Origin of the sequence: Streptomyces sp. RKND-216 (assembly GCF_004795255.1) — a bacterium.
Classification (GTDB): domain Bacteria; phylum Actinomycetota; class Actinomycetes; order Streptomycetales; family Streptomycetaceae; genus Streptomyces; species Streptomyces hazeniae.
Genome location: NZ_SSBQ01000002.1, coordinates 5060988 through 5084995, shown reverse-complemented (window position 1 = coordinate 5084995; position 24008 = coordinate 5060988). Strand labels below are relative to the sequence as shown.

Here is a 24008-nt window from a genome sequence, read left to right as displayed (position 1 = left end):
CTCATGCCCCAGGTGGAACAGTCGGCAGGCACCCTCACCTACCAGGACACCGGCGGTGACGGACCGGTGGTCGTACTGCTGCACGGCGTCGCGATGGACGGCAGCCTCTGGCGGAACGTCGTCCCGGCCCTGCGCAAGGACCACAGGTGCGTACTGCCCACGCTGCCGCTCGGTGCGCACCGCATCCCGATGCGGGAGGACCCCGGCCGGGACGAGCGCATCGCCCGCCTGGTGCTGACCTCGGGAACTGCTGCGCTGGTCCGAGGAGCTGCGGCGATTCGACCGGCCGGCGCTGGTGCTGTGTGCGGCGGAGGACAGTGTGATGCCTCCCGAGCACGGGCGGCGGCTCGCCCGCATCCTGCCCCGGTGCACCCACAAGGAGATCCCGGACGCGTACACGCTCCTTCCCGAAGACCGTCCGGACGCCGCCACGGCCCGTCTGCGGGCGTTCCTGGAAGTCACCAGCACGGACGGGAGACGGGCGGACGGTGCCGGAGAAGCCGCCGGGTAAGGGTAAAGCTCCCGGGTTCCTGCGCCACACGGCCCTAGCATGAGGCGATGACCGCGCCCGCCTCGCCCTCGTACCGCGCCGTCCCGCCGATCCGCACCGTTCTCCTCACCGGAGCGGCCGGCCGCATCGGCACCATGCTGCGTGAACGGCTGCCCGGCTACGGCTACACGCTGCGGCTGTTCGACGTCCGCCCGGTCGCGGGCGAGCCGGCGGCGGTGACCGCTGACCTCGGCGACCAGGCCGCGCTGCGCCGGGCGGTGCGCGGCGTGGACGCGGTGGTGCACCTGGCGGGCATCCCGTCCGAGGCGCCCTTCGCACGCATCCTGCGGGCCAACATCGAGGGCACGACGCGGCTCTACGAGATGGTGCGCGAAGAAGGCGTACGGCGGGTGGTGTGCGCGTCGTCCAACCACGCGGTGGGGTTCACACCGCTGCCGGGCCCCGGCGACCCTCCGATCCCCGTGCGCACCCCGCACCGGCCGGACACCTTCTACGGGCTGTCCAAGGCGTACGGCGAGGACCTCGCGCAGCTCTACTGGGACCGCCACGGCGTCGAGACGGTCTCGCTGCGCATCGGTTCCTGCGCGGCCGAGCCCGCAGATGTGCGGCAGCTGGGCATCTGGCTCAGCCCCGACGACTGCGCGCGCCTCGTCCATGCGGCGCTGAGCGCGGAGGGCGTGGCCCACACGGCCGTCTACGGCTCGTCGGCCAACACCCGCCTGATGTGGGACCTCTCGGACGCACGCGCACTCGGCTACGCCCCGGAGGACGACTCCGAGACGTACGCCCCGGCGCTCCTGGCCGCGCAGGGCGCGCCGGAGGCCGAGGGGGCGGCGGCCCGGCTGCTGGGCGGGACATTCTGCACCGTAGACCCGCCCGGACTGCACTGACTCCTCCCCGGGCGGGCATGATGGAGATGCAACGCCTGGCACACGGGGAGGACTTCATGGACGGCGCATTCGTCACGGCGGCCGCCGCATTCGCGGCGGACGAGGAATCGACAGGGCTCGCCGAACTCGCGAACTCGGGCGTGGTCAGCTGGTTGATTCTGGGGCTGGTGGCCGGCACGGTCGCCAAGGTGCTGCTGCCGGGCCGCGATCCGGGCGGCATCCTCGGCACCGCGCTGATCGGGGTGGCGGGCGCGTTCCTGGGCGGGTGGCTGTCCGCGACGTTCCTGGACCGGCCGGTGAGCGACAACTTCGTCGACCCGTCGCTGTGGCTGGCGGCGGTGGGCGGCTCGCTGGTGCTGCTGATCGCCTATCGCCTCCTCTTCGGCCACTCCCGCGAGCGCCGCTGACGGCAGGTCACCACCCTTTCCCCGCGCGACCCGCTGCCGCCGGAGGAACCGGTATCCGCATCCGTTCGTTACTCCCGGCATGACTGCAATGACCCCTGGCTCGAACCTTCCGCTGACCACCGCGCGGGTCGCGGTGGACGTCTCGGCCCCGGTGCGGCTGGACGTCTCGGGCCTGCTGATCGCCGCTGACGGCAAGGTGCGCTCCGACGACGACTTCATCTTCTACAACCAGCCACACGGCCCGGGCGTCACGCACAGCAGCGGCGGGTCGGTCGACACCATCGCCGTCGACACCGCCGCCGTCCCGGCCGACGTGGAGAAGATCGTGGTGACGGCCAGCCTGGACGCCCCGGGGGCCACGTTCGCCGGCACCGAGCCGACCGCCACCGTGCGCGACGCGCAGAACCAGGCGGTCATCGCCACCTTCACCCCGCCCGGCCTCGGCACCGAGACCGCGCTCGTCGTGGTGGAGGTCTACCGGCGCAACGGCACCTGGAAGGTGCGCGCGGTGGGCCAGGGCTACGCGAACGGACTCGCCGGTATCGCCACGGACTTCGGCGTAACGGTGGAGGAGCCCGCCCCCGCGCCGCAGGCCCCACCGTCTCCCGCCGCCCCGCAGGCAGGACCAGCGCCCGCTGCCCCGCAGGCTCCCTCGGCCCCCGCCGCCCCGCCCGCGTCACAGGCACCCGCGGCTCCGGCCCCAGGCACCGGCAAGATCAACCTGGACAAGGGGCGTGTATCGCTCCAGAAGAATCAGACCGTCTCCCTGGTCAAGGGCGGCCGTCCGGTGCTCACCTCGGTGCGCATGGGTCTCGGCTGGGAACCGGCGTTCCGCTCCAAGGACATCGACCTCGACGCCTCCGTCATCGCCTACGACGCCAACCGCAAGAAGATCGACGCCTGTTACTTCGGCAAGCTGGCCATCCTCAATGGCATCATCCAGCACTCCGGTGACAACCTCACCGGCGAGGGCGCGGGCGACGACGAGGTCATCACCGTCCACCTCGGCGACCTTCCGCCGCAGGTCACCGGCCTGGTCTTCACCGTCAACTCCTTCTCCGGACAGCGCTTCACGGATGTCGCCAAGGCGTACTGCCGCCTGCTTGACGGCGGCTCCGGAGAGGAACTGGTCCGCTTCGACCTCACCAACGCCGAACCCCGCACCGGTGTGCTGATGTGCAAGTTGATCCGCCAGTTCTCCGGCGAGTGGGACATGACCGCCCTCGGCGAATACGTCGACTCCCGCACCGTCCGCGGCATGATCAAACCCGGCGGCGCCGCCCTCTGACGTCACGCCGCCTGAGTCGGAGACAGCCCTGCCAACCCTGATCGACCTTGCTCATTTCCCGATTCTTTCCCCGACGGAGGCGCACCGCTCGCGAACTGCTCCGCCGTGCTGACGCATGCGTGAGGGCGTCACCGGCGCCCCCATGCCGGTGACGCCGGTGGCGCCCTCACGGTGCGCCCCGGTCAGCGGTGGTGGCGGGGGCGGCGGCGCCAGGGGCCGGTGATGGCAAGGAGGATGCCCGGGGTCTGGATGTTGGCGAAGAGGGTGTCGCCGTCCGGCGAGAAGCACACGCCGGTCATCTCGCTGTACTCCGGCTCGTCGTCGGTGCCGATGTTGAACTCGTTGCGGGCCAGCGGGTAGGTCTCGCCGCGGTCGGTGGCCCCGAACAGGTGCTGCTGTCCCTCGCCGTCCTCGGCGATGATCAGACCGCCGTACGGGGAGACCGTCACGTTGTCCGGGCCGTCGAGGGAACCGGGCCGCCCGGGGTCGGGGTTGACGCCCAGGAGGACCTTGAGGGTGACGGTGCGGCGGCGCGGGTCGTAGAACCAGACCTGCCCGTCGTGCGGCGTGCCGGGGCTCTCGTCCCGGGCGAAGGAGGACACGAAGTACGCGCCCCCGTCGCCCCACCACATGCCCTCGAGCTTGCGGGCCCGGGTGACCTCGCCGTCGGCGAACTGCTTCCGCACCGGGGTGGTGCGGGCGTCGCGGTCCGGCACATGGGCCCAGTCGACGCCGTAGACGGTGCCGGCGCGGGCCGCGTGGGAGAGGTCCTCGACGAAACGGCCGCCGGAGTCGTGGCAGCGCATCGCCTGGAGCACGCCCGCGTCGTCGGCGAGCCCGCGCAGGGCGCGGCGGCCATGGCGGAAGTTCCGTGGCGGCGTCCAGCGGTAGAAGAGGCCGTTGGGCCCGGACGCGTCCTCGGTGAGGTAGAGGTGGCCGCGCCGGGTGTCGACAACGACGGCCTCGTGGTCGTACCGACCCAGGGCCTTGACCGGCTTCGGGTCGAGGTTCGCGCGGCGGTCGCAGGGGTCGACCTCGAAGACGTAGCCGTGGTCCTTGGTCATGCCGTTCTCGCCGGCCCGGTCGGTGTTCTCCTCGCAGGTCAGCCAGGTGCCCCACGGGGTCGCGCCGCCCGCGCAGTTGGTGGAGGTGCCGGCGATGCCGACCCACTCCGCGACGTGGTCGCCGTGCCGGGAGACCTCCACCACGGTGCAGCCGCCCGCCGCGGCAGGGTCGTAGACCAGGCCGTCCGGCAGCGGGACCGGATGGTCCCAGTCGCCGCGGGGACCGCGCAGCTCGTGGTTGTTGACCAGGAGGACGGCGCCACGCGGGCCTTCGAAGGCAGCCGTGCCGTCGTGGTTCGAGGGCGTGGTCTCGCCGGACTCCAGGGTGGTGACCCCGGAGTGGGTGAGGATGCGGTACGAGAAGCCCTCCGGCAGCGCGAGCACGCCGGCCGGGTCGGAGAGCAGCGGACCGTAGCCGGGTTCGGGGCGGTGCCCGCCCTCACGACCGTCGCCGTGCCCGTGACCACGACCGTGGCCGGACGGGTTCCCCAGCGCGCCGGGGGCGCTGGCGAGGACCCCGACGCTGCCGGCGAGGGCGACGCCCGCACCGGTGGCGGCGGAGCGCGTGGTGAAGTCTCTGCGGCTGATCGGCATGTGTACCGGCCTCTCCTGACGTGCGCGAAAGCGGGCACGGCACACGTTCGCCCGCTCCGGAGAACGGCGGTTGAACTGCACACGACGACGGGTGGGCGTCCGCCGTACGCGGTGCGGAAGACCGGTGGTGGCACGCCAGCCCTCCCAGGTGTGGCGCACGTCACAGGCAAGTCGTGTCACAGCCGACGTCGCCCCGTCCGTCCTGGAGGTGCAACCACTCGACGACAACACAGGAGTGCGCCATGGAGGCTCGTCTCAACCTCTTCGAGAACCCGGTCGCAGCCCGGTTCGTGCGGCAGCTGACCGCCGCGAACAAGGTGCTGGCCGAATCGACCCTGCCGGCCGCGACGCAGGAGCTGGTGAAGCTCCGCGCCAGTCAGATCAACGGGTGCGGTTTCTGCGTAGACATGCACGCCAAGGACGCCTTGCACGCCGGGGAGACCGCGACGCGCCTCAGCCTGGTCGCGGCCTGGCGGGAGGCCACGGTGTTCACCGACGCCGAACGGGCCGCGCTGGAGCTGGCCGAGCAGGGCACCCGCATCGCCGACGCGGCGGGCGGGGTGACGGACGAGGCATGGCAGAACGCGGCCAAGCACTACGACGAGGAGCAGCTCGGCGCACTGGTGAGCGTCATCGCCCTGATCAACGCCTTCAACCGCGGGAACGTGATGATCCGGCAGCCCGCCGGGAGCTACCAGCCGGGCCAGTTCGCGTGACGGCCGGCTGAGCCGGGGCCGGCACCCGGCCGGGCCAGGTCCGTCTGGACCGGTCAGCCGTGCGGGCCTCGGACCCGCACGGCGCCGGGCCGTCGGCGGGTCAGCCGGGGTGCGCGGAGCGGGCCTTGAACGCGGCCTTGCGGGCCTCCTTGGCGGTGCCGCGGTCCGGGTGGAGGCGCCCCATCGCCTCCAGTACGTCGGCGGCCGCCGGGTGATCGACCTTCCACGCCTTGTCGAAGAATCCGGCGTGCTGGTCGACCAGGCCGCGGATCAGCTCCCGCAGCTCGTCGGGCTCCCCGGCGGTGGCAAGCTGCGCGGCGATGGTGTCGACGGCGAGCCAGAAGACCATGCGCTCGTCCGGCGGCGGGACGTCTTCGGCGCCGTGCTCGACCAGCCACACCCGGGCGAGGCCGCCGAGTTCGGCGTCGTCGAGCACGTCGCGCAGCGCGGGCTCGGCGGCGTCCCCGGCGAGCGAGAGCGCCTGCTGACACACCAGCCTGCGGCCCGGCGCCTCGTCGTCGCGGCCCCGTGCGGCGGCCAGCAGGTCGCGGGCTGCCCGGTCGGCGGAGTCCCGGGCGGCGAACCAGCCCTCCACCTCCTCGCGGGCACCGGTCTCAGGGTAGGAGACGAGCGCACCCAGCAGCGTGGTGGCGTCCTCCTCGGCGAGGTCGCCGACGAGCGGGGCGTCGATGCCGGCGTCCAGCATGCGCTGCCGCATTCCGTGCAGGCCCAGCGGGGTGAGGCGCACCATGCCGTAACGGGAGACGTCCTCCTCCTCGCCGGGGGCTGATTCGTCGTCCGGCAGCGCGTCGTCGGCCTCCTGCGTCAGCGCCTCGTCCACCGGCCGGTAAGCCAGCATCCCGGTGGGCTCGAGGATGCGGAACTGCTCGTCGAGCCGCATCATCGCGACTGAGACCTCTTCCAGCACCTCGTCCGTCGGCTCGTCCATGTCGTCGGGAACGATCATCGAAGCGGCGAGCACGGGCAGCGGCACCATGGCGCCGGAGGCGACGGCCGGGTCCTGGAGGGTGAACAGGTAGAGGTTGCCGAGAGCGCTGTCGAGGAAGTCGGCCTCCTCCTCCGGGTCCCACTCCAGGGCGTCGAGGTCGACGGCGTCCGGGTCGATCTCTCCATCGTCACCGACGACGCCCTCCAGGTCGCCGAGGAGGTCCTCCAGGCTGGGCGTGGCCGCGTCGGCGAGGACCGTCTCCAGCCCGCCCTGCCAGAGCTCCAGGACGTCCGCGGGTGCAGCGGAGCCGGTGAGGCGGGCGAGCTCGCCGCCGCCGGATGCGGTGCCGACGGCCTCGTCGCTCTCCAGGGTGGGTTCTGCGTCCTCGTCCTCGTCGACCTCGAGCAGGCCGGTGTCCACGGCGAGGTTCCACGCCTCGGCGGTCGCGGCGGTGCCCTCCGGGTCGCCGATCAGGCCGAGGCGCGCGGCGGCCTCGGCCAGTTCGTCGGCGAGCAGTTCGCCGCCCGCTCCGACCGGCACGGGCTTCTCGTCAGCCCAGCGGGCGAGGGAGACGGCGCGTGCGAAGAGCGGTGCCGCCAGGGCGTCCCGGGCCAGCTCGGCCTCGGAGGGCAGCCGCACGGGGGGCATGGTGGGGCGGTCGTCACCGGACATGGAACGGGGCTCCTCGCGGGGCGTCGATCGGCGGGGCGTGGACGGTGTTCCGGGCATCCAGGGGCCGCGCGGACGGCGCGGCGGGAGGTGGACGTGGGTGGGAACGACCGGAGCCCGGGGGCAGGGCCAGCCTAGAGGACTTGGCCTGGAAAGTCGTAAGTGAGACGTGCCGGTACGGCGGCGCCCTCGGCCCGCGCGAGCAGGGACGTCACCGTGCCGCGGCCTCGGGTCCACCCGTCCCCCGACCGGGTGACTTCCTGCCGTCGCTTGACAATGACCTCCCCCTCGACGAGCTTTACGCGCGTAGAGAACCGCCTTGCCACTTTCGGCGTGTTCCGGTGCTTCTCACCCGCCCCACGGAGGATCTCTTGACCACCCGTCACACCGCCGCGCTCGGTGCGCTCACCGTCGCCGCGCTGACCTCGACCCTGCTCACCTCCCCCGCCCTCGCTGCGGACGGCGACCCGCTGCGCATCCACGACATCCAGGGCTCCACCCGCTTGTCTCCCTATGCGGGCGAGGAGGTCCGGGAGGTGGCGGGCATCGTCACCGGCGTACGCACGTACGGCTCGCGCGGCTTCTGGTTCCAGGACCCGGAGGGCGACGGATCGGCCGCCACCAGCGAGGGCCTGTTCGTCTTCACCGGCTCGGCACCCACCGTGCAGCCCGGCGACGAGGTGCGGGTGACCGGCACTGTCGGCGAGTACTACTACGGCGGTCGGGACGGCGGGAACCAGTCGGTCACGCAGATATCCCGGCCCGAGGTGACCGTCGTCTCCTCGGGCAACCCGATCCCCGCCCCCCGCACCCTCGGCTCCCGCAGCGTGCCCTCGGCGTACGCGCCGGAGGGCGGCGCGGACGGCGGCATCGAGGACCTGGAGCTGCGCCCCTCGCGGTACGCGCTGGACCTGTACGAGTCGCTGGAGGGCAGCAACGTCCGCGTCCGGGACGCCCGGGTCGCCGGCCCCAGCACCCAGTACGCCGAGATGTGGGTGACCGTGAAGCCGCGGCAGAACCCCACCGCCGGCGGCGGCACCCGCTACGGCGGCTACGACGAGCAGAACCCCGGGCGCCTCAAGGTCGAGTCGCTGACCCCGCTCGCCGAGGAGCCGTTCCCCGCGGCCGACACCGGCGACACGCTGTCCGGCACCACGGAGGGCCCGCTGGACTACGAGCAGTTCGGCGGCTACTACCTCGCCGCCCGCGAGCTGGGCGCCCTCGAGGACGGCGGCCCGGAGCGGGAGCAGACTCGTGAGCAGCGGCGCCGCGAGCTGGCGGTGGCCACGTACAACGTGGAGAACCTCGACCCGGGCGACGACCAGGAGAAGTTCGCACGCCTCGCCGACGGCCTGGTGACCGCCCTGGCCTCGCCGGACATCGTCGCCCTGGAGGAGATCCAGGACAACACCGGCCCCGAGGACGACGGCGTGGTCGCGGCCGACGAGACGGTGGCCAAGCTGATCGACGCGGTGGTCGCGGCGGGCGGACCGCGTTACGCATGGCGCGGAATCGACCCGCAGGACAAGCAGGACGGCGGCCAGCCCGGCGGCAACATACGCAACGTCTTCCTCTTCAACCCCGAGCGGGTCACGTTCGTGGACCGCCCCGGCGGCGACGCCACCACCGCGACGGACGTGGTCGAGCGCCGCGGCCGGGCCACCCTCACGCACTCCCCGGGCCGCATCGACCCGACCGCCGCCGCCTGGGAGGACAGCCGCAAGCCCGTCGCAGGCGAGTTCCGCTTCCGCGGCCGCACGGTCATCGTGGTCGCCAACCACTTCGCGTCCAAAGGCGGCGACCAGTCGCTGCACAGCCGCTTCCAGCCGCCGTCCCGCTCCTCCGAGGAGCAGCGGCTGCTGCAGGCGCGGTCGGTCAACGCCTTCGTCAAGGACGTCCTGCAGGTGCAGCGGAAGGCCGACGTCGTCGTCCTCGGCGACATCAACGACTTCGAGTTCTCCGCCACCACCGAGCAGCTGACCGACGGAAGGGTGCTGCGCAGCGCGGTGTACGCACTGCCGGAGTGCGAGCGCTACACCTACGTCTACGACGGCAACTCGCAGGTGCTGGACCAGACTCTGGTGTCGCCCGGCATCCGCCGCTTCGACTACGACATCGTGCACACCAACGCCGAGTTCGCGGACCAGGTCAGCGACCACGACCCGCAGGTGCTGCGGTTCCGTCCGTGACGCCGTGACCGTCCCGGCCCCGGCCTCCTGTGGGTGGCGCCCGTGGGACACGTGTGGTGACGGCGCGTGTCCCACCGGCCGCCGTATCGTTGAACCGTGCGGCTGCGCCGCCCGGTGCGGCGGGGAGTGAGCCTGCACGAACTGTTCGAGCTGCTGGAGCGGATGCCCGTCCCCGAGGGCTACAAGGCCGAGGTCGTCGAAGGGACCGTTCACATGTCGCCTCAGCGGGACGCGCACTGGGAGACCATTCGCCGGATCGTCCGCGCCCTGGAGGACCGATGCGGCATGGACGCCAGGGTCAAGTCGGACGTCCGTATCGACTTCCCCGATTCGAGCAACGGGTTCGCACCGGACGTGGCCAAGCTCAGGGACTCCGCAGGGAAGGGTCACACCGCCGGTCGCCGCGGGGGCCGCACGAAGACGTGGAGTTCATCGCCGAGGTGATCCCGCGGGGTACGGCCGCCAACGCCTACGGCCCGAAGCAGCAGGCGTACGCCGCCGCGACGGTCCCGTCTACCTGATCGTCGACCCGTACACGGCCACCTGCCACCTCTTCACCCACCCCGAGGACGGCGAGTACCAGAGCCGCCTCACCGCGAAGTTCGGCGAGGGCTGCGACGTCTGAGCCCTTCCCGCCCGGACCGGGCGTCAGCGACGCGGTGGGCCGGGGAGGTTCGGGGGCGACAGGTGGGCCGGTGACGCCTGCTGAGCGGGCGGAGGCACGGCAGCCGGCGCGTCACGGTGGCCGTCCGCCACGTCGCGGACCAGCAGGGCCGCCCCGGCGACGGCGCCGGGCATCAGCAGGACCGCGACGAACGGCACCAGGAAGCACAGCACCAGCGGTACCCCGAAGCCGAGCGCCAGCGAACGCCGCTCGCGGAGCAGCGCCAGCCGTTCCCGGACCGGGATCTCACGGCGCTGCATCGCCACCGAGGTCAGCTCGGCGGCCAGGAAGTACCCGGAGACGCAGAAGCCGAGCACCGGCACGACGGTCTGCCCGAGCACGGGCACGAAACCGAGAACGAACAGCGGCACGGTGAACAGCAGGGCTCGCCCCAGCACGTACAGGCTGTCCAGCAGCGAACGCCACAGCTGCCGCCACCAGGGCGCGTCCGAACCGGGCGGGCAGCCGCCCTCGGACTTCTCGACCTCCTCGGAGAGCTTCTCGTAGAACGGGTCGCCGACCAGCAGCGTCACGGCGGTGAAGGTGAGGACGGCGAGCGCCAGACCGGCGGCCCAGAGCAGCGCAGCGAAGGTGACGCGGAGCGCGTCGCGCCAGAAGTCGCTCCAGTCGTCGGCGAACGGCGTCGCCCAGGCGGCGATGTCGTCGGCGCCGTAGGCGAGCGCGGTGAGGGCTGCGGCGTACAGCACGAACGCGACGAGAGCGGGCAGCAGCCCGAACCCGTACCACCGTCCGTGCCCGAACGCCCAGCGCTGCCCGCGCCCCAGGTACCGCAGTCCCGCCCCGAGATCACTCATGCGCCGCAGCCTACCCGGGCCGCGCGGGTGCGCGGCCCGGCAGGCTGCGGGGCGCGACGCTCCCGCTCACCGGCGGGAGAAGTGCGGCGTTGCACCGGTCGCGGCGGGTGCGGGTTTCCGCGGGTGGGCCGGGGCGGGCGGCGGGTTCAGTTGTGGGTGTGCAGGGCCTCGTTGAGGCCGCCCCAGGAGCCGCTGCGCTGGAGGGCCTCGACGGTGCCCGTGGTGGAGTTGCGGCGGAAGAGGAGGTTGTGGGCGCCGGACAGTTCCAGGGCCTTGACGACCTCGCCGTCGGGCAGGGTGACGCGGGTGCCCGCGGTGACGTACAGGCCGGCTTCGACCACGCAGTCGTCGCCCAGCGAGATGCCGACGCCGGCCTGGGCACCGAGCAGGCAGCGCTCACCGATGGAGATCGTCTGCTTGCCGCCGCCGGAGAGGGTGCCCATGACGGAGGCGCTGCCGCCGATGTCGGACCCGTCGCCCACGACGACGCCCGCGCTGATGCGCCCCTCGACCATGGAGGTGCCGAGCGTGCCGGCGTTGAAGTTGCAGAAGCCCTCGTGCATGACGGTGGTGCCCTCGGCAAGGTGCGCGCCGAGCCGCACCCGGTCGGCGTCGCCGATGCGCACGCCCTTGGGTGCGACGTAGTCGGTCATGCGGGGGAACTTGTCGATGCTGGCGACGTTGAGCTGGACGCCGCTGGCGCGGGCGGCCAGCCGTACCTGCTCGACGCGGTCGACGGCGACCGGACCGAGGTTCGTCCACGCCACGTTGGAGAGCAGGCCGAAGATGCCGTCGAGGTTCTGCCCGTGCGGGCGGACCAGCCGGTGGCTGAGCAGGTGGAGGCGCAGGTAGGCGTCGTGCGCGTCCAGCGGTTTGTCGTCCAGGGAGGCGATGACCGTGCGGACGGCGATGACCTCTACGTCGCGGCGCGGGTCCGGGCCGAGGGCGTGCGGCGCGGCGTCGCCGAGCAGCGCGGTGGCCTGCTCCGCGCTGAGCCGCTCGGTACCGGCCGGGCCGGGCTCGGCGGACAGCTCGGGGGCGGGGAACCACGTGTCGAGGACGGTGCCGCCGTCGGTGACGGTGGCGAGCCCGGCGGCGACGGCGCCGGTGGCGGTGCTGGCGGTGGAGCTGGTGGTGGCTGCATCGGTCATACACCGAACGCTAGCCCGCCCCGCCCGCGCATGGCGAACCGGTCTCACCAGCCGGGTCGCCCGGCCAGGGGTGACTGAGGCGTCCCGTCGCCGGACGTGCGTCCGCGGGCGCGCCTCCCTCGTCACCCGGTCGGGGAGGAGGGGTTCACGCCCGCGTCGGCCAGTGGCGCGAGGAGGGTGCGGAGTTCGGCGCCGTCGGGGGTGCGGCCGGTGAGGAGGAGCTGGAGAGTGAGTCCGTCGGTGAGGGCGGCCAGAGCGCGGGCGGTGGCGTCGTCGGGGGTGCGGCGGCGCAGGATGGCGGCGAGGCCGTCGACGCACTCGGCGGCCACCGGCTGGACGGCGTCGTGCCGGAGTGCGGCGAGGTACAGCTCGTACTCCAGGCGGGCGCGGGCCCGGCCACCGGTCAGCGACTCCTGGACGAGACGGGCGAGTTCACCGCCGAGCGGGGCGTCGGCGGGCAGGGCCCGTTCCCAGGCGTCGACGTCGGCCAGCCACCGGTCGCCGACCCGGCGCAGTGCGGCGATCAGCAGGTCCTCGCGGGAGGCGAAGTGGTACGTGGTGGAGCCGAGGGGTACGTCCGCCTCGGCGGCGACCCGCCGGTGGCTGAGCCCGGCGATGCCGTGCGCGTCGACGACGCGGATGGCGGCGTCCACCATCCGCGTGCGCCGGTCGGGGTCGTGGCGACGGGTGGGGGCCATCAGTGGGCTCCGCCGAGGTTGAGGACGACAACTCCGGCGATCACCAGCAGCAGACCGATGATCTTCGTTGCGGTGACGGCCTCGCCGATGAAGACCATGCCGATGGCGGCGACGGCGGCGGTGCCGAGTCCGGCCCAGATGGCGTATGCGGTGCCCACCGACATGGTCTTGAGTGTCTGGGCGAGGAGGAAGAAGGCGACGAGGTAGCCGGCGGTGGTGCCGAGGGACGGCCACAGGCGGGTGAAGCCGTCGCTGTACTTCATCGCGGTGGTGCCCAGGACTTCGGCCAGGATCGCCCCGGCAAGCGTCGCGTAAACCATGTGTACGAGCGTACACATCTCCCCGCTTCCGGGGACCTGCCATGAACACGCCATTCGCCCTACGCTGTCTCCTCCGTGCCGTGGACCGAAGGAGTACCGAACGTGCGAAGAACCGTCGGCAGAGTGCGGGCCCTCGGCCTGGTGGCAGCCGCCGCGACGGCCGCCACCTTGTTGTCCCCGACCGCCGCGGCCGCGCCCGCCCCCGGCGCGCCGAACGACGACCCCGCCTTCGTGCAGGTGGCGGTGAACAACGTGGAGAACCTGCCGACCGTGGGACTCCAGTGCCCCGGCGACTGGCAGGACCTCGTCTACTACCTCGACCGGATGCCCTACCGTCCCGACCTGTTCCTCGTGCAGCAGATCAGCGGACGGCAGCAGCTCAACGACTACACCGCGCGGCTGTCCTCCCAGCTCGGCGAGGAGTACCGGGCCGTGATCGCGGAGAACTCCCCCAAGGCCATGAACAGCCCGTGCGGGACGCCGAAGAAGTACCAGACCAACGCGGTTGTCTACCGGGCGACGCGCTTCTCCCTGGAGAGCGACCCGGAGGCCTCGGTGAAGCGCTGGCAGGCGCAGTCCGACCTCGGCGGCGGCTGCACCAACAACAACCAGGCCCGCACCAAGGCCGTCAAGGTACGGCTGCACGACCGGGTCGCCGGCCGGGACCTCTCCGTCGCCTCGCTCCACTGGCCGACGGCGGCCCACGGCGGGAAGCCCTGCACGGAGAGCAACGCCCGGGAGGCCGTCACCGAGATCCGCGAGGACGGCTTCGGCGGGGACCTGCTGATCCTCGGCGGCGACACCAACAGCACCGGCCTGACGTCGGCGAACAACTGGCGTTCCTGGTACGCGCGTACCAACGGCGACCTGGGCGGCTCGTACGGCTACCGGGACGCCCTCTACGCGGACTGCGTCGCATCGGGCGCGGTGAAGGACTGCCTGAAGGACGAGTGGACGCTGTCCTCCGGCCGCCGCATCGACTTTTTGCTGGCCCGGCGGGGCTCCGGCGGCCTCCCGACAGTCACCGCGGCCGACACCGTGGAGTGGAACGACGGCGACCAGGCCGACCAGGACGCCACCGGCAGCGACCGGGCGGACCGGCACTACTCCGACCACCGTGCCGTGACAGCCCGCATTCATTACTGAGACGGCGGACACCACCCCACGCGCGGCGCCGCCCGTGCCCCGCAGCAGACTGCGGGGCACGGGCGGCGCCGGTCAATCGCGGACGGGCGGCGGTGTCACACGTTGAAGCCGAGGGCGCGGAGCTGTTCACGACCCTCGTCGGTGATCTTGTCGGGGCCCCACGGCGGCATCCAGACCCAGTTGATCTTCAGCTCGTTGACGATGCCGTCGGTCGCGGAGCGGGCCTGGTCCTCGATGACGTCGGTCAGCGGACAGGCCGCCGAGGTGAGCGTCATGTCGAGGGTGGCGACGTTGGAGTCGTCGATGTGGATGCCGTAGATGAGGCCGAGGTTGACGACGTCGATACCCAGCTCGGGGTCGACCACGTCGTAGAGCGCCTCGCGGACCTCGTCCTCGCTCGCCGGCTTGGTGGTGGTCTCGGTCATGAGGTCTTCTCCGTCTTCTCCGTCGACTGCTCGGCGCCGTCCATCGCGGACTCGCCCAGCGCCTGGACAGTGGCGTCCTTCCAGGCCATCCAGCTCAGCAGCGCGCACTTCACGCGCGCCGGGTACTTGGAGACGCCCGCGAACGCGACCGCGTCCTCGAGGACGTCCTCCATGGCGTCGTCCGGCTCCAGCTTGCCACGGGACTGCATCAGCTCCAGGAACGTCTCCTGGATGCGCCGCGCCCGGTCCAGCTCCTTGCCGACCAGCAGCTCGTTGAGCACCGAGGCGCTGGCCTGGCTGATGGAGCAGCCCTGGCCCTCGTAGCTGACGTCGGCGAGGGTGTCGCCCTCGTACCGCACCCGCAGGGTGATCTCGTCACCGCACGTCGGATTGACGTGGTGCACCTCGGCGTCGCCGTCGCGCAGGCCACGCCCGTGCGGGTTCTTGTAGTGATCCAGGATCACTTCCTGGTACATCGAGTCGAGCTTCACGCCTCGTCCTTACCTTGCCCGTGGTCCTCAGCCGAAGAAGTTCCGTACGTGCTCCAGGCCGTCCACCAGGGTGTCGACCTCGGCCGGCGTGGAGTACAGGTAGAACGACGCCCGCGTGGTCGCAGGAATTCCGTACCGCAGGCAGACCGGACGAGCGCAGTGGTGGCCGACCCGGACGGCGATGCCCTGCTCGTCCAGCACCTGCCCGACGTCGTGCGGGTGGATGTCGCCCAGCGTGAACGAGATCGCCGCGCCCCGGTCCTCGGCCGTGACCGGGCCGATGATCCGCAGGTCGGGGACCTCCTGGAGGCGCTTGACGGCGTACTCGGTGAGCGCGTGCTCGTGGGCGGCGATCCGGTCCATGCCGATGGCCGACAGGTAGTCCACGGCCGCACCGAGGCCGACGGCCTGCGCGATCGGGGGCGTGCCGGCCTCGAACTTGTGCGGCGCGGGCGCGTACGTGGAGGAATTCATCGAGACGGTCTCGATCATCTCCCCGCCGCCGAGGAACGGCGGCAGGTCGTCCAGCAGGCCCTGACGTCCCCAGAGCACGCCGATGCCGGTGGGGCCGCACATCTTGTGCCCGGTGAAGGCGACGAAGTCGGCCTGCAGCGCCTGCACGTCCAGCGGCATGTGCGGGGCGGCCTGCGAGGCGTCGATCACGACCAGCGCACCGACCTCCTGCGCCCGGCGGACGATCTCCTCGACCGGGTTGAAGGTGCCCAGGATGTTGGAGACCAGCACGAAGGAGACGACCTTGGTCTTCTCGGTGATGATCTCGTCGATGCGGGACAGGTCGAGTCGGCCGTCGTCGGTGAGGCCGAACCACTTCAGCTTCGCGCCGGTGCGCTGCGCCAGCAGCTGCCACGGCACGATGTTGGAGTGGTGCTCCATCTCCGTGATGACGATCTCGGACTCGTCCGAGACGCGATACGGCTCGTCGGCCCAGCCGAGCATGTTGGCGACGAGGTTGAGCGATTCGGAGGCGTTCTTCGTGAACACCACCTCGTCCCGGCTGGGCGCGTTGACGAAGGCGGCGACTTTGTCGCGCGCACCCTCGTACAGCGCCGTGGCCTCCTCGGCGAGGACGTGCACACCGCGGTGGACGTTCGCGTTGTGCCGCTCGTTGTAGTCGGCCATCGCGTCCAGGACCTGGCGCGGCTTCTGTGAGGTCGCCGCGTTGTCCAGGTACACGACCTTCAGCCCGTCGTGAACCGTGCGGTCCAGGATGGGGAAGTCCTTGCGGAGCGCCTCGGTGTCGAGGAGGCCCGGCAGCTGCGTCATGTGGCTCAGGCTCCCTTCACGTACGCCTCGTAGCCTTCGGCCTCCAGCTTGTCCGCGAGCTCGGGGCCGCCGGACTCGGCGATCCGGCCCTTGGCGAAGACGTGGACGTGGTCGGGCTTGATGTAGCGCAGGATGCGCGTGTAGTGGGTGATCAGCATGGTGCCGACCTCGCCGGACTCGCGGACGCGGTTGACGCCCTCGGAGACGACGCGCAGCGCGTCGACGTCCAGGCCGGAGTCGGTCTCGTCGAGGACGGCGATCCGCGGCTTGAGGAGCTCCAGCTGGAGGATCTCGTGGCGCTTCTTCTCACCGCCGGAGAAGCCCTCGTTGACGTTCCGCTCGGCGAAGGCGGGGTCGATGGAGAGGCGCTCCATGGCCTCCTTGACCTCCTTCACCCAGGTGCGCAGCTTCGGGGCCTCGCCCCGGATGGCGGTGGCGGAGGTGCGCAGGAAGTTGGAGACGGAGACTCCGGGGACCTCGACCGGGTACTGCATGGCGAGGAACAGGCCGGCGCGGGCCCGCTCGTCGACGGACATCTCCAGGACGTCCTCGCCGTCGAGCTTCACCGAACCGCCGGTGATCTTGTACTTGGGGTGACCGGCGAGCGAGTAGGCCAGCGTCGACTTTCCGGAGCCGTTCGGGCCCATGATCGCGTGGGTCTCGCCCTGCTTCACGGTCAGGTCGACGCCACGGAGGATCTCCCGCGCACCGTTCTCGGTGTCGACGGAGACGTGCAGGTCGTTGATCTCAAGCGTTGCCATGGGGAACTCAGGACTCCTGGGTGACGGAGACGAGCACAGCCGCGTCGGGGCCGTCTCCTTCGATCTTGACGGGGTAAACGGGGACGGGGACGGTCGCGGGCAGGCCCGAGGGCTTGCCGGTGCGCAGGTCGAAGGCGGAGCCGTGCAGCCAGCACTCGATCTGGCAGTCCTCCACCTCGCCCTCGGAGAGCGAGACGTTCGCGTGGGAGCAGACGTCGTGGATCGCGAACACCTCTCCCTCGGTGCGGACCACCGACACGGGGGTGCTGTCGATCTCCACCCGCTTGGGGGTGTCCTCCTCCAGCTCGCCGAGGGTGGCGACGCGCACGAATCCGGATGCGTCACTCATGCGACGGACGCCTCCAGCTCCGCGTCGATCTTCGCGATCAGGCGCTCCTCGAGGTCGGGCAGGCCGATCTGCTGGACCAGCTCGGCGAAGAAGCCGCGCACGACGAGGCGGCGGGCCTCCATCTCCGGGATGCCGCGCGCCATCAGGTAGAACAGCTGCTCGTCCTCGAAGCGGCCGGTGGCCGAGGCGTGGCCGGCGCCGACGATCTCGCCGGTCTCGATCTCCAGGTTCGGCACCGAGTCGACGCGGGCGCCGTCGGTGAGCACCAGGTTCCGGTTGAGCTCGTAGGTGTCGGTGCCCTCAGCCGCCTTGCGGATGAGCACGTCGCCGATCCACACCGCGTGCGCCGCCTCGCCCTGCAGCGCGCCCTTGTACGCGACGTTGCTGCGGCAGTGCGGGCTGTCGTGGTCCACCATCAGGCGGTGTTCCTGATGCTGGCCGTTGTCGGTGAAGAAGACGCCGTACAACTCGGCCTCGCCGCCGGGACCGGCGTAGTTGACCCGCGGGTGGATGCGGACGACGTCGCCGCCGAAGGTGACGACGACGGACTTGAAGGAGGCGTCTCGGCCGACCAGCGTGTTGTGCTGCGAGCAGTGGACGGCGGTGTCGTCCCAGTCCTGCACGGAGACCACGGTGAGCTTGGCGCCGTCACCGAGCACGTACTCGACGTTGGCGGCGCGCACGCCGTCACCGGTGTGGTCGATGACGATCACGGCCTCGGCGAAGGCTCCGAGCTCGAACACGGTGTGCCCGTAGGTGACGCCACCTTCGCCGTGCAGGTTCACCCGGATCGGCTCCCCGAGCACGGACTCCTTGGGCACGGTGACGACCGTGGCCTTCTCGAAGGAGCTGAACGCCTGGGCCGCGACCCGGTCGACGGGCTTGCCGGCCCGGCCGACACGTGCGTCGTCCCGGCCGACGGTCTCCACCGTGACGCCGTCGGGAGCGGAGAGCTCCGCCTTGAGGGACCCGGAGGCCTCGGCGCTGCCGTCGTGCAGGCCGCCCAGCCGCTCGAGCGGGGTGAAGCGCCACTCCTCCTCGCGGCCGTGCGGCACCGGGAAGTCGGCCACGTCGAAGGACGGCTCGGCGCTCATCCGGGTGGCGACGGTCGACTCCGCGGCCACCGCGATACCGCCGGAGGCGGTGGAACCCGCCGGGATGTTCTGACTCTCAGCCATGGCTGTTCGTGCTGCTCTCTTTCTCGGGACGCAGGTCCGTGGTCGGGGTGCGTGCCGCGGCGTCGCGCCGCGGCACGCGTGGAGGGACGGGGGACGGCGTCAGCCGACCGCGCCCTCCATCTGCAGCTCGATCAGCCGGTTGAGTTCGAGCGCGTACTCCATGGGCAGCTCCTTGGCGATCGGCTCGACGAAGCCGCGCACGATCATCGCCATCGCCTCGTCCTCGGAGAGACCGCGGCTCATCAGGTAGAAGAGCTGGTCGTCGCTGACCTTGGAGACGGTCGCCTCGTGGCCCATGGTCACGTCGTCCTCGCGGACGTCCACGTAGGGGTAGGTGTCCGAGCGCGAGATGGTGTCGACCAGCAGCGCGTCGCACAGCACGTTGGACTTGGAGCCCTCGGCGCCCTCAGCGATCTCGATCAGGCCGCGGTAGGAGGTGCGTCCGCCGGAGCGGGCCACCGACTTGGAGACGATGTTGGAGGAGGTCCGGGGCGCCATGTGCACCATCTTGGCGCCGGCGTCCTGGTGCTGGCCCTCGCCCGCGAAGGCGACGGACAGCGTCTCGCCCTTGGCGTGCTCGCCCATCAGGTAGACGGCCGGGTACTTCATCGTGACCTTGGAGCCGAGGTTGCCGTCCACCCACTCCATGGTCGCGCCCTCGTAGGCCACGGCGCGCTTGGTGACCAGGTTGTAGACGTTGTTCGACCAGTTCTGGATCGTCGTGTAGCGGCAGCGGCCGCCCTTCTTGACGATGATCTCGACGACCGCGGAGTGCAGCGAGTCCGAGTTGTAGATCGGCGCGGTGCAGCCCTCGACGTAGTGCACGTAGGCGTTCTCGTCGACGATGATCAGCGTCCGCTCGAACTGGCCCATGTTCTCGGTGTTGATCCGGAAGTAGGCCTGCAGCGGGATGTCGACGTGCACGCCCGGCGGCACGTAGATGAAGGAGCCACCGGACCACACAGCGGTGTTCAGCGCGGCGAACTTGTTGTCGCCGGCCGGGATCACGGTGCCGAAGTGCTCCTGGAAGATCTCCGGGTGCTCGCGCAGCGCGGTGTCGGTGTCCAGGAACAGGACGCCCTGCTCCTCCAGGTCCTCACGGATCTGGTGGTAGACGACCTCCGACTCGTACTGCGCGGCGACGCCGGCGACCAGGCGCTGCTTCTCCGCCTCCGGGATGCCGAGCTTGTCGTAGGTGTTCTTGATGTCCTCGGGCAGGTCCTCCCATGAGGTGGCCTGCTTCTCCGTGGACCGCACGAAGTACTTGATGTTGTCGAAGTCGATGCCGGAAAGGTCGGAGCCCCAGTTGGGCATCGGCTTCTTCTCGAACAGCTTCAGGCCCTTGAGCCGCAGCTTCAGCATCCAGTCGGCCTCGTTCTTCTTCGACGAGATGTCGCGGACGACGTCCTCGTTGAGGCCTCGCTTGGCGGCGGCGCCGGCCGAGTCGGAGTCGGCCCAGCCGTACTCGTAGCGGCCCAGGCCCTCGAGCTCGGGGTGGGCGGTCTCCGTGGGGAGAGTCATGCGGGGTTCCTCCCGGCCGTGTTCTCGGCAGATGCTGTGGTGGCTGTGCTGGCTGTGGTGTCGTGCGTGCTGCTGTTGCGGGCGTTCTCTCCGGCCCGGGGGCCGGATCCGGTCTGTGCGGGCTGCGCCTGGGGGACGTAGGTGGTGCACACACCGTCGCCGTGGGCGATGGTGGCCAGACGCTGCACATGCGTCCCCAGCAGTCGCGAGAAGACCTCGGTCTCCGCCTCGCAGAGCTGCGGGAACCGTTCGGCGGTGTGCGCCACCGGGCAGTGGTGCTGGCAGAGCTGCTCCCCGCTCGCGGCAGGGGCGCTGCGTGCGGTGGCAGCGTACCCGTCCTCGGTCAGGGCTTCTGCCAGTGCTGCGGTGCGCTGCGACGGGGGTGCCTCGTCCAGTACCGCGCGGTAGCGCTCGGCCTGTGCGGCGACCCGGGCGCGGGCGAAGGCGGCGACTGCCGCCTCTCCTGCCGCTCCCCCGCCCGCCGACTCGGCGATCCAGTGCAACGCCTCGGCGGCGAGCTGGTCGTACGCCTGGTCGAAGGCGTCCCGACCGGCGTCGGTGAGGGCGAACACCCGGGCCGGACGACCGCGACCGCGGGTGCCGTAGACGCGCTTGGCGCGGGCCTCGACGACCCCCTCGGCCACCAGGTGGTCCAGGTGGCGGCGGACGGCGGCCTGGGTGAGTTCCAGGCGCTGGGCGAGCTCGGCGGCGGTGGACGGGCCGTGGTCCAGGACGGACCGCGCGACCTTGTTCCGGGTGCCGTGCTGCTCGTCGGGGGCACCGGGCACGGCGGCACCGCCGGCGGCCGGACCGGCCGTCGTGCGGGGCTGCTGCATCTCGCCCGTCTTTTTCACAACGCCATTGTTGCGTAATTCGGCGGAGAGCGGCAAGCGACGCCGTGACCAGCCCGGATGGCGTGCATCACGAAAGGTAAGCCTTACCGAACCTGCGGCACGGGTGTCCCGGAGCACCCGGCCGCAGGGCCTCCAGGAGCGCTCCCTAGACTCCCGGGCATGCGCAACGCACCGGCCGTCGAGATCGCGGGCCTGGTCAAGCGGTACGGCGGCCGGACCGCGGTGGACGGGCTCGACCTGACCGTCGCGGCCGGTTCCGTCACCTCCGTACTGGGCCCCAACGGAGCGGGCAAGACCACCACCATCGAGACCTGCGAGGGCTTCCGCCGCCCCGACGCCGGGACCGTACGCGTCCTGGGCCTCGACCCCGTCACCCGTTCGGCGGAGCTGCGGCCCCGGATCGGGGTGATGCTCCAGAGCGGTGGCGTCTACCCGACCGCCCGTGCCGGGGAGATGCTGCGCCACATGGCGGCACTGCACGCCCACCCGCTGGACGTACCGGCGCTCTCTGCCCGGCTCGGCCTGGACGCCTGCGGCCGCACGCCCTACCGGCGGCTCTCCGGCGGCCAGCAGCAGCGCCTCGCGCTGGCGATGGCCGTGGTGGGACGCCCGGAGCTGGTCTTCCTCGACGAGCCGACCGCCGGCCTGGACCCGCAGGCGCGCCGCGCGACCTGGGACCTGGTCCGCGAGCTGCGCGCCGACGGCGTCACCGTCGTGCTCAGCACGCACCACATGGACGAGGCGGAGCAGCTCTCCGACAGCGTCGCCGTCGTGGACGGCGGCACGGTCATCGCGCACGGCACACCGGAGGAGCTGTGCCGCGGTGGCGCCGAGGACAGCCTGCGCTTCACCGGGCGGCCCGGCCTGGACCTCGCCTCCCTGCTCAAGGCGCTGCCCCCGGGCTGCGCGGCGGCCGAACTCAGCCCCGGCGGCTACCGGATCACCGGCACCGTCGACCCGCAGCTGCTGGCCACCGTCACCTCGTGGTGCGCGCAGAACGGCGTCCTGCCGGACGGCATCACGGTGGAGCGGCGCACGCTGGAGGACGTCTTCCTCGAGCTGACGGGGAGGGAGCTGCGGTGACCGGAGCGGAGCAGCACCCCCGACCGGCCGGGGGACCGGGGATCGCCCCCGGGAAACAGCAGCCTCGAGCTGACGGGGAGGGAACTGCGGTGACCGGCACGACGACGTCCACCGACGGTACGTACCGGCCGCGGCCCGGCGCCGCGCCCGTGGCTCGCATGATCGCCGCGCAGGCGGCGCTGGAGACCCGGATGCTGCTGCGGCACGGCGAGCAGCTGCTGCTCACCGTCGTCATCCCGACGCTGGTGCTGGTGCTGTTCAGCGTCGTGGAGATCGTGGACGTGCCGGTGGCGACCGCCGGGGGCGAGGGCGCCCGTGTGGACTTCCTCGCCCCGGGCGTGCTGGCTCTGGCCGTGCTCTCCACCGCCTTCACCGGGCAGGCGATCTCCACCGGCTTCGAGCGGCGCTACGGCGTACTGAAGCGGCTCGGTGCGTCGCCCCTGCCCCGCTGGGCGCTGATGACGGCCAAGACCTGCGCGGTGCTGGTGACCGAACTGCTCCAGGTGCTGCTTCTGACCGCCGTGGCGTCCGGGCTGGGCTGGTCGCCGCAGGGGGGCTGGCTCGCCGTGGTGCTTCTACTCGTCGCCGGTACGGCCGCGTTCTCCGGGCTGGGGCTGCTGATGGCGGGCACGCTGCGCGCCGAGGCCACGCTCGCGGGAGCGAACCTGCTCTTCATCCTGCTGCTGGTCGGCGGCGGCGTGATCGTGCCACTGTCGCGCTTCCCCGGTCCGGTGCAGGCCGTGCTGGAGCTGCTGCCGGTGTCGGCCCTCTCGGACGGGCTGCGGCAGGTGCTCCAGCACGGCGCCGGCCTGCCCTGGGCCGACCTCGGCGTGCTCGCGGTGTGGGCCGTCGTGGGACTCGGAGCGGCGGCACAACTCTTCCGCTGGGAGTAGCCCTCCGCTGCCGCCCGCTCCGGCGGGCCCGGCCTTCCGGTACCCCTTGTGAAGGCAGGCACAAGCCCGGGCCTACGATGGGCGGGTGCCGAAACTGCTCGAACTGGTACGCAATCCCGTCGCGTACATCGCCGCCCGCTGGACCCCTTCGCAGCGGATGCTCCAACGCGCCACGCTCGCTCCGGTCGTGATGAGCGTGGTCATCGTGGTCACCGGCGGGGCGGTGCGGCTGACCGGCTCCGGGCTGGGCTGCGACACCTGGCCGATGTGCAGCGAGGAGAGCCTGGTCGCCACCCCCGAGATGGGACTGCACGGCGCCCTCGAATTCGGCAACAGGATGCTGACCTACGTGCTCTGCGCCGCCGTCGGCTGGGCCATCGTCGCCGCTCGGGCGGCGAGGCCGCGCCGCCGCGGGCTGAGCCGGCTGGCCTGGTCGCAGTTCTGGATCGTGCTGTCGAACGCCGTACTGGGCGGCATCACGGTGCTCACCAGGCTCAACCCCTACACGGTCGCCGGACACTTCGTCGCCGCCACGGCGCTGGTGACGGTCGCGACCGTCACCTGGCTCCGCGCCCGCGAGGGCGACGACGCGCCGCGCCCCTTGGTCGGCAAGCCGGTGAAGCAGCTGGCCTGGCTGGTGGCCTGGGTGTCGGTGGCGCTGATCGTCATGGGCACCGTCGTCACCGGCGCCGGGCCGCATGCCGGGGACAGCAGCGACGTGCCGCGCATGCCGGTGGACTGGGACACCGTCGCCCGCATCCACTCCGCGCTGGCCTGGATCGTGGTCGCGCTGACCCTGGCTATCTGGTTCGTGCTGCGCGCGTTCGACGGCCCGGTCGGCCCGCGCACGCGGGTGCGCGACCTGATGATCGTCCTGGCCGCGCAGGGGGCGATCGGCTACGCGCAGTACCTGACAGAGCTGCCCGAGGTGCTGGTGGGGCTGCACATGCTGGGCTCCACGCTGATGTGGATCGCCGTGGTACGGCTGGTGCTGTCGGTGCGGGAACGGGGTCTGCCCGTGGCTCCGCCGACCGTTCCGGCCCCCGCGTCGACCCCGGACCGCCCCGTCGCCGCAGCGAGCTGAGTTCCCCGCTCCCC

At 71.7% G+C, this 24008-nt stretch carries 24 protein-coding genes and 1 pseudogene; 11 read left to right on the top strand and 14 right to left on the bottom strand.

What is annotated here, in order from left to right:
• Positions 1-3: 3 nt before the first annotated feature.
• The 4 genes and pseudogenes from E4198_RS22300 to E4198_RS22285 all read left to right on the top strand — a co-directional run bounded on the left by E4198_RS22300 (position 4) and on the right by E4198_RS22285 (position 3096).
• Positions 4-511 (top strand): annotated as a pseudogene (locus E4198_RS22300) (hypothetical protein).
• Positions 512-558: 47 nt separating this feature from the next.
• Positions 559-1401, top strand: a complete 843-nt coding sequence (locus E4198_RS22295; RefSeq protein WP_136184719.1) for an NAD(P)-dependent oxidoreductase — start codon at positions 559-561, stop codon at positions 1399-1401.
• Between the two features lie 56 nt (positions 1402-1457).
• Positions 1458-1808 carry a GlsB/YeaQ/YmgE family stress response membrane protein gene (locus tag E4198_RS22290; protein WP_247597796.1) on the top strand — a complete coding sequence of 117 codons (351 nt, stop codon included), beginning with the start codon at positions 1458-1460 and terminating at the stop codon, positions 1806-1808.
• Between the two features lie 88 nt (positions 1809-1896).
• Complete coding sequence (locus E4198_RS22285) at positions 1897-3096, top strand: TerD family protein (protein WP_136185557.1); 1200 nt, start codon at positions 1897-1899, stop codon at positions 3094-3096.
• 182 nt (positions 3097-3278) lie between these two features.
• Here E4198_RS22285 and E4198_RS22280 read toward each other — a convergent pair whose 3' ends face one another.
• Positions 3279-4754: an alkaline phosphatase PhoX gene (locus tag E4198_RS22280; protein ID WP_136184718.1), complete on the bottom strand. Its 1476-nt coding sequence runs from the start codon at positions 4752-4754 to the stop codon at positions 3279-3281.
• Positions 4755-4996: 242 nt separating this feature from the next.
• On the opposite strand from E4198_RS22280, the gene E4198_RS22275 reads away from it, so the two are divergent.
• Positions 4997-5470: a carboxymuconolactone decarboxylase family protein gene (locus E4198_RS22275; protein WP_136184717.1), complete on the top strand. Its 474-nt coding sequence runs from the start codon at positions 4997-4999 to the stop codon at positions 5468-5470.
• A 100-nt stretch (positions 5471-5570) separates the two neighbouring features.
• Here the strand turns inward: E4198_RS22275 and E4198_RS22270 are convergent, their stop codons facing one another.
• Complete coding sequence (locus E4198_RS22270; RefSeq protein ID WP_136184716.1) at positions 5571-7091, bottom strand: hypothetical protein; 1521 nt, start codon at positions 7089-7091, stop codon at positions 5571-5573.
• Positions 7092-7459: 368 nt separating this feature from the next.
• On the opposite strand from E4198_RS22270, the gene E4198_RS22265 reads away from it, so the two are divergent.
• Positions 7460-9277 carry an endonuclease/exonuclease/phosphatase family protein gene (locus E4198_RS22265; protein ID WP_136184715.1) on the top strand — a complete coding sequence of 606 codons (1818 nt, stop codon included), beginning with the start codon at positions 7460-7462 and terminating at the stop codon, positions 9275-9277.
• A gap of 96 nt (positions 9278-9373) precedes the next feature.
• Positions 9374-9721, top strand: coding sequence for a Uma2 family endonuclease (locus E4198_RS25850; protein ID WP_348771317.1), 348 nt, complete (start codon positions 9374-9376; stop codon positions 9719-9721).
• A gap of 204 nt (positions 9722-9925) precedes the next feature.
• Here the strand turns inward: E4198_RS25850 and E4198_RS22255 are convergent, their stop codons facing one another.
• From E4198_RS22255 to E4198_RS22240, 4 genes are all read right to left on the bottom strand, one after another.
• Positions 9926-10756 (bottom strand): EI24 domain-containing protein, encoded by an 831-nt coding sequence (locus E4198_RS22255; protein ID WP_136184714.1) that lies wholly within the window; start codon positions 10754-10756, stop codon positions 9926-9928.
• Between the two features lie 146 nt (positions 10757-10902).
• Complete coding sequence (gene dapD, locus E4198_RS22250; protein ID WP_136184713.1) at positions 10903-11907, bottom strand: 2,3,4,5-tetrahydropyridine-2,6-dicarboxylate N-succinyltransferase; 1005 nt, start codon at positions 11905-11907, stop codon at positions 10903-10905.
• A gap of 122 nt (positions 11908-12029) precedes the next feature.
• A complete protein-coding gene (locus tag E4198_RS22245) occupies positions 12030-12605 on the bottom strand; it encodes a TetR family transcriptional regulator (RefSeq protein ID WP_136184712.1) in 576 nt (191 codons plus the stop codon).
• Entirely contained in the window at positions 12605-12925 is a 321-nt protein-coding gene (locus E4198_RS22240; protein WP_136184711.1) for a multidrug efflux SMR transporter, read from the bottom strand. Before E4198_RS22240 ends, E4198_RS22245 begins: the two co-directional genes overlap by 1 nt.
• 102 nt (positions 12926-13027) lie before the next feature.
• Between E4198_RS22240 and E4198_RS22235 the strand changes: the two genes are divergently transcribed.
• Complete coding sequence (locus E4198_RS22235; RefSeq protein ID WP_136184710.1) at positions 13028-14071, top strand: hypothetical protein; 1044 nt, start codon at positions 13028-13030, stop codon at positions 14069-14071.
• A 95-nt stretch (positions 14072-14166) separates the two neighbouring features.
• On the opposite strand, the gene E4198_RS22230 is transcribed toward E4198_RS22235, so the two are convergent.
• The 8 genes from E4198_RS22230 to E4198_RS22195 all read right to left on the bottom strand — a co-directional run bounded on the left by E4198_RS22230 (position 14167) and on the right by E4198_RS22195 (position 20916).
• Positions 14167-14496: a metal-sulfur cluster assembly factor gene (locus E4198_RS22230; protein ID WP_027762399.1), complete on the bottom strand. Its 330-nt coding sequence runs from the start codon at positions 14494-14496 to the stop codon at positions 14167-14169.
• On the bottom strand, positions 14493-14987 hold the full coding sequence (sufU, locus tag E4198_RS22225) for a Fe-S cluster assembly sulfur transfer protein SufU (RefSeq protein WP_136184709.1): 495 nt from the start codon (positions 14985-14987) through the stop codon (positions 14493-14495). Before sufU ends, E4198_RS22230 begins: the two co-directional genes overlap by 4 nt.
• 27 nt (positions 14988-15014) lie before the next feature.
• Positions 15015-16271, bottom strand: coding sequence for a cysteine desulfurase (locus tag E4198_RS22220; protein ID WP_136184708.1), 1257 nt, complete (start codon positions 16269-16271; stop codon positions 15015-15017).
• 5 nt (positions 16272-16276) lie between these two features.
• On the bottom strand, positions 16277-17032 hold the full coding sequence (gene sufC, locus E4198_RS22215) for a Fe-S cluster assembly ATPase SufC (RefSeq protein ID WP_136184707.1): 756 nt from the start codon (positions 17030-17032) through the stop codon (positions 16277-16279).
• A gap of 7 nt (positions 17033-17039) precedes the next feature.
• Positions 17040-17381, bottom strand: a complete 342-nt coding sequence (locus tag E4198_RS22210) for a non-heme iron oxygenase ferredoxin subunit (protein ID WP_027762403.1) — start codon at positions 17379-17381, stop codon at positions 17040-17042.
• On the bottom strand, positions 17378-18559 hold the full coding sequence (gene sufD, locus E4198_RS22205; RefSeq protein WP_136184706.1) for a Fe-S cluster assembly protein SufD: 1182 nt from the start codon (positions 18557-18559) through the stop codon (positions 17378-17380). Before sufD ends, E4198_RS22210 begins: the two co-directional genes overlap by 4 nt.
• 99 nt (positions 18560-18658) lie before the next feature.
• Positions 18659-20080: a Fe-S cluster assembly protein SufB gene (gene sufB / locus E4198_RS22200; RefSeq protein ID WP_136184705.1), complete on the bottom strand. Its 1422-nt coding sequence runs from the start codon at positions 20078-20080 to the stop codon at positions 18659-18661.
• A complete protein-coding gene (locus E4198_RS22195; RefSeq protein ID WP_136185556.1) occupies positions 20077-20916 on the bottom strand; it encodes an ArsR family transcriptional regulator in 840 nt (279 codons plus the stop codon). Before E4198_RS22195 ends, sufB begins: the two co-directional genes overlap by 4 nt.
• A gap of 177 nt (positions 20917-21093) precedes the next feature.
• Here E4198_RS22195 and E4198_RS22190 point away from each other — a divergent pair, with 177 nt between their 5' ends.
• The 3 genes from E4198_RS22190 (at position 21094) to E4198_RS22180 (ending at position 23994) form a co-directional block, all read left to right on the top strand.
• Positions 21094-22017 (top strand): ABC transporter ATP-binding protein, encoded by a 924-nt coding sequence (locus E4198_RS22190; RefSeq protein WP_136184704.1) that lies wholly within the window; start codon positions 21094-21096, stop codon positions 22015-22017.
• Between the two features lie 158 nt (positions 22018-22175).
• On the top strand, positions 22176-22910 hold the full coding sequence (locus E4198_RS22185) for an ABC transporter permease (RefSeq protein ID WP_136185555.1): 735 nt from the start codon (positions 22176-22178) through the stop codon (positions 22908-22910).
• Between the two features lie 85 nt (positions 22911-22995).
• The gene (locus tag E4198_RS22180; protein ID WP_247597795.1) at positions 22996-23994 is read left to right on the top strand and encodes a COX15/CtaA family protein; all 999 of its coding nucleotides are present in this window, start codon (positions 22996-22998) and stop codon (positions 23992-23994) included.
• Positions 23995-24008: the final 14 nt, after the last annotated feature.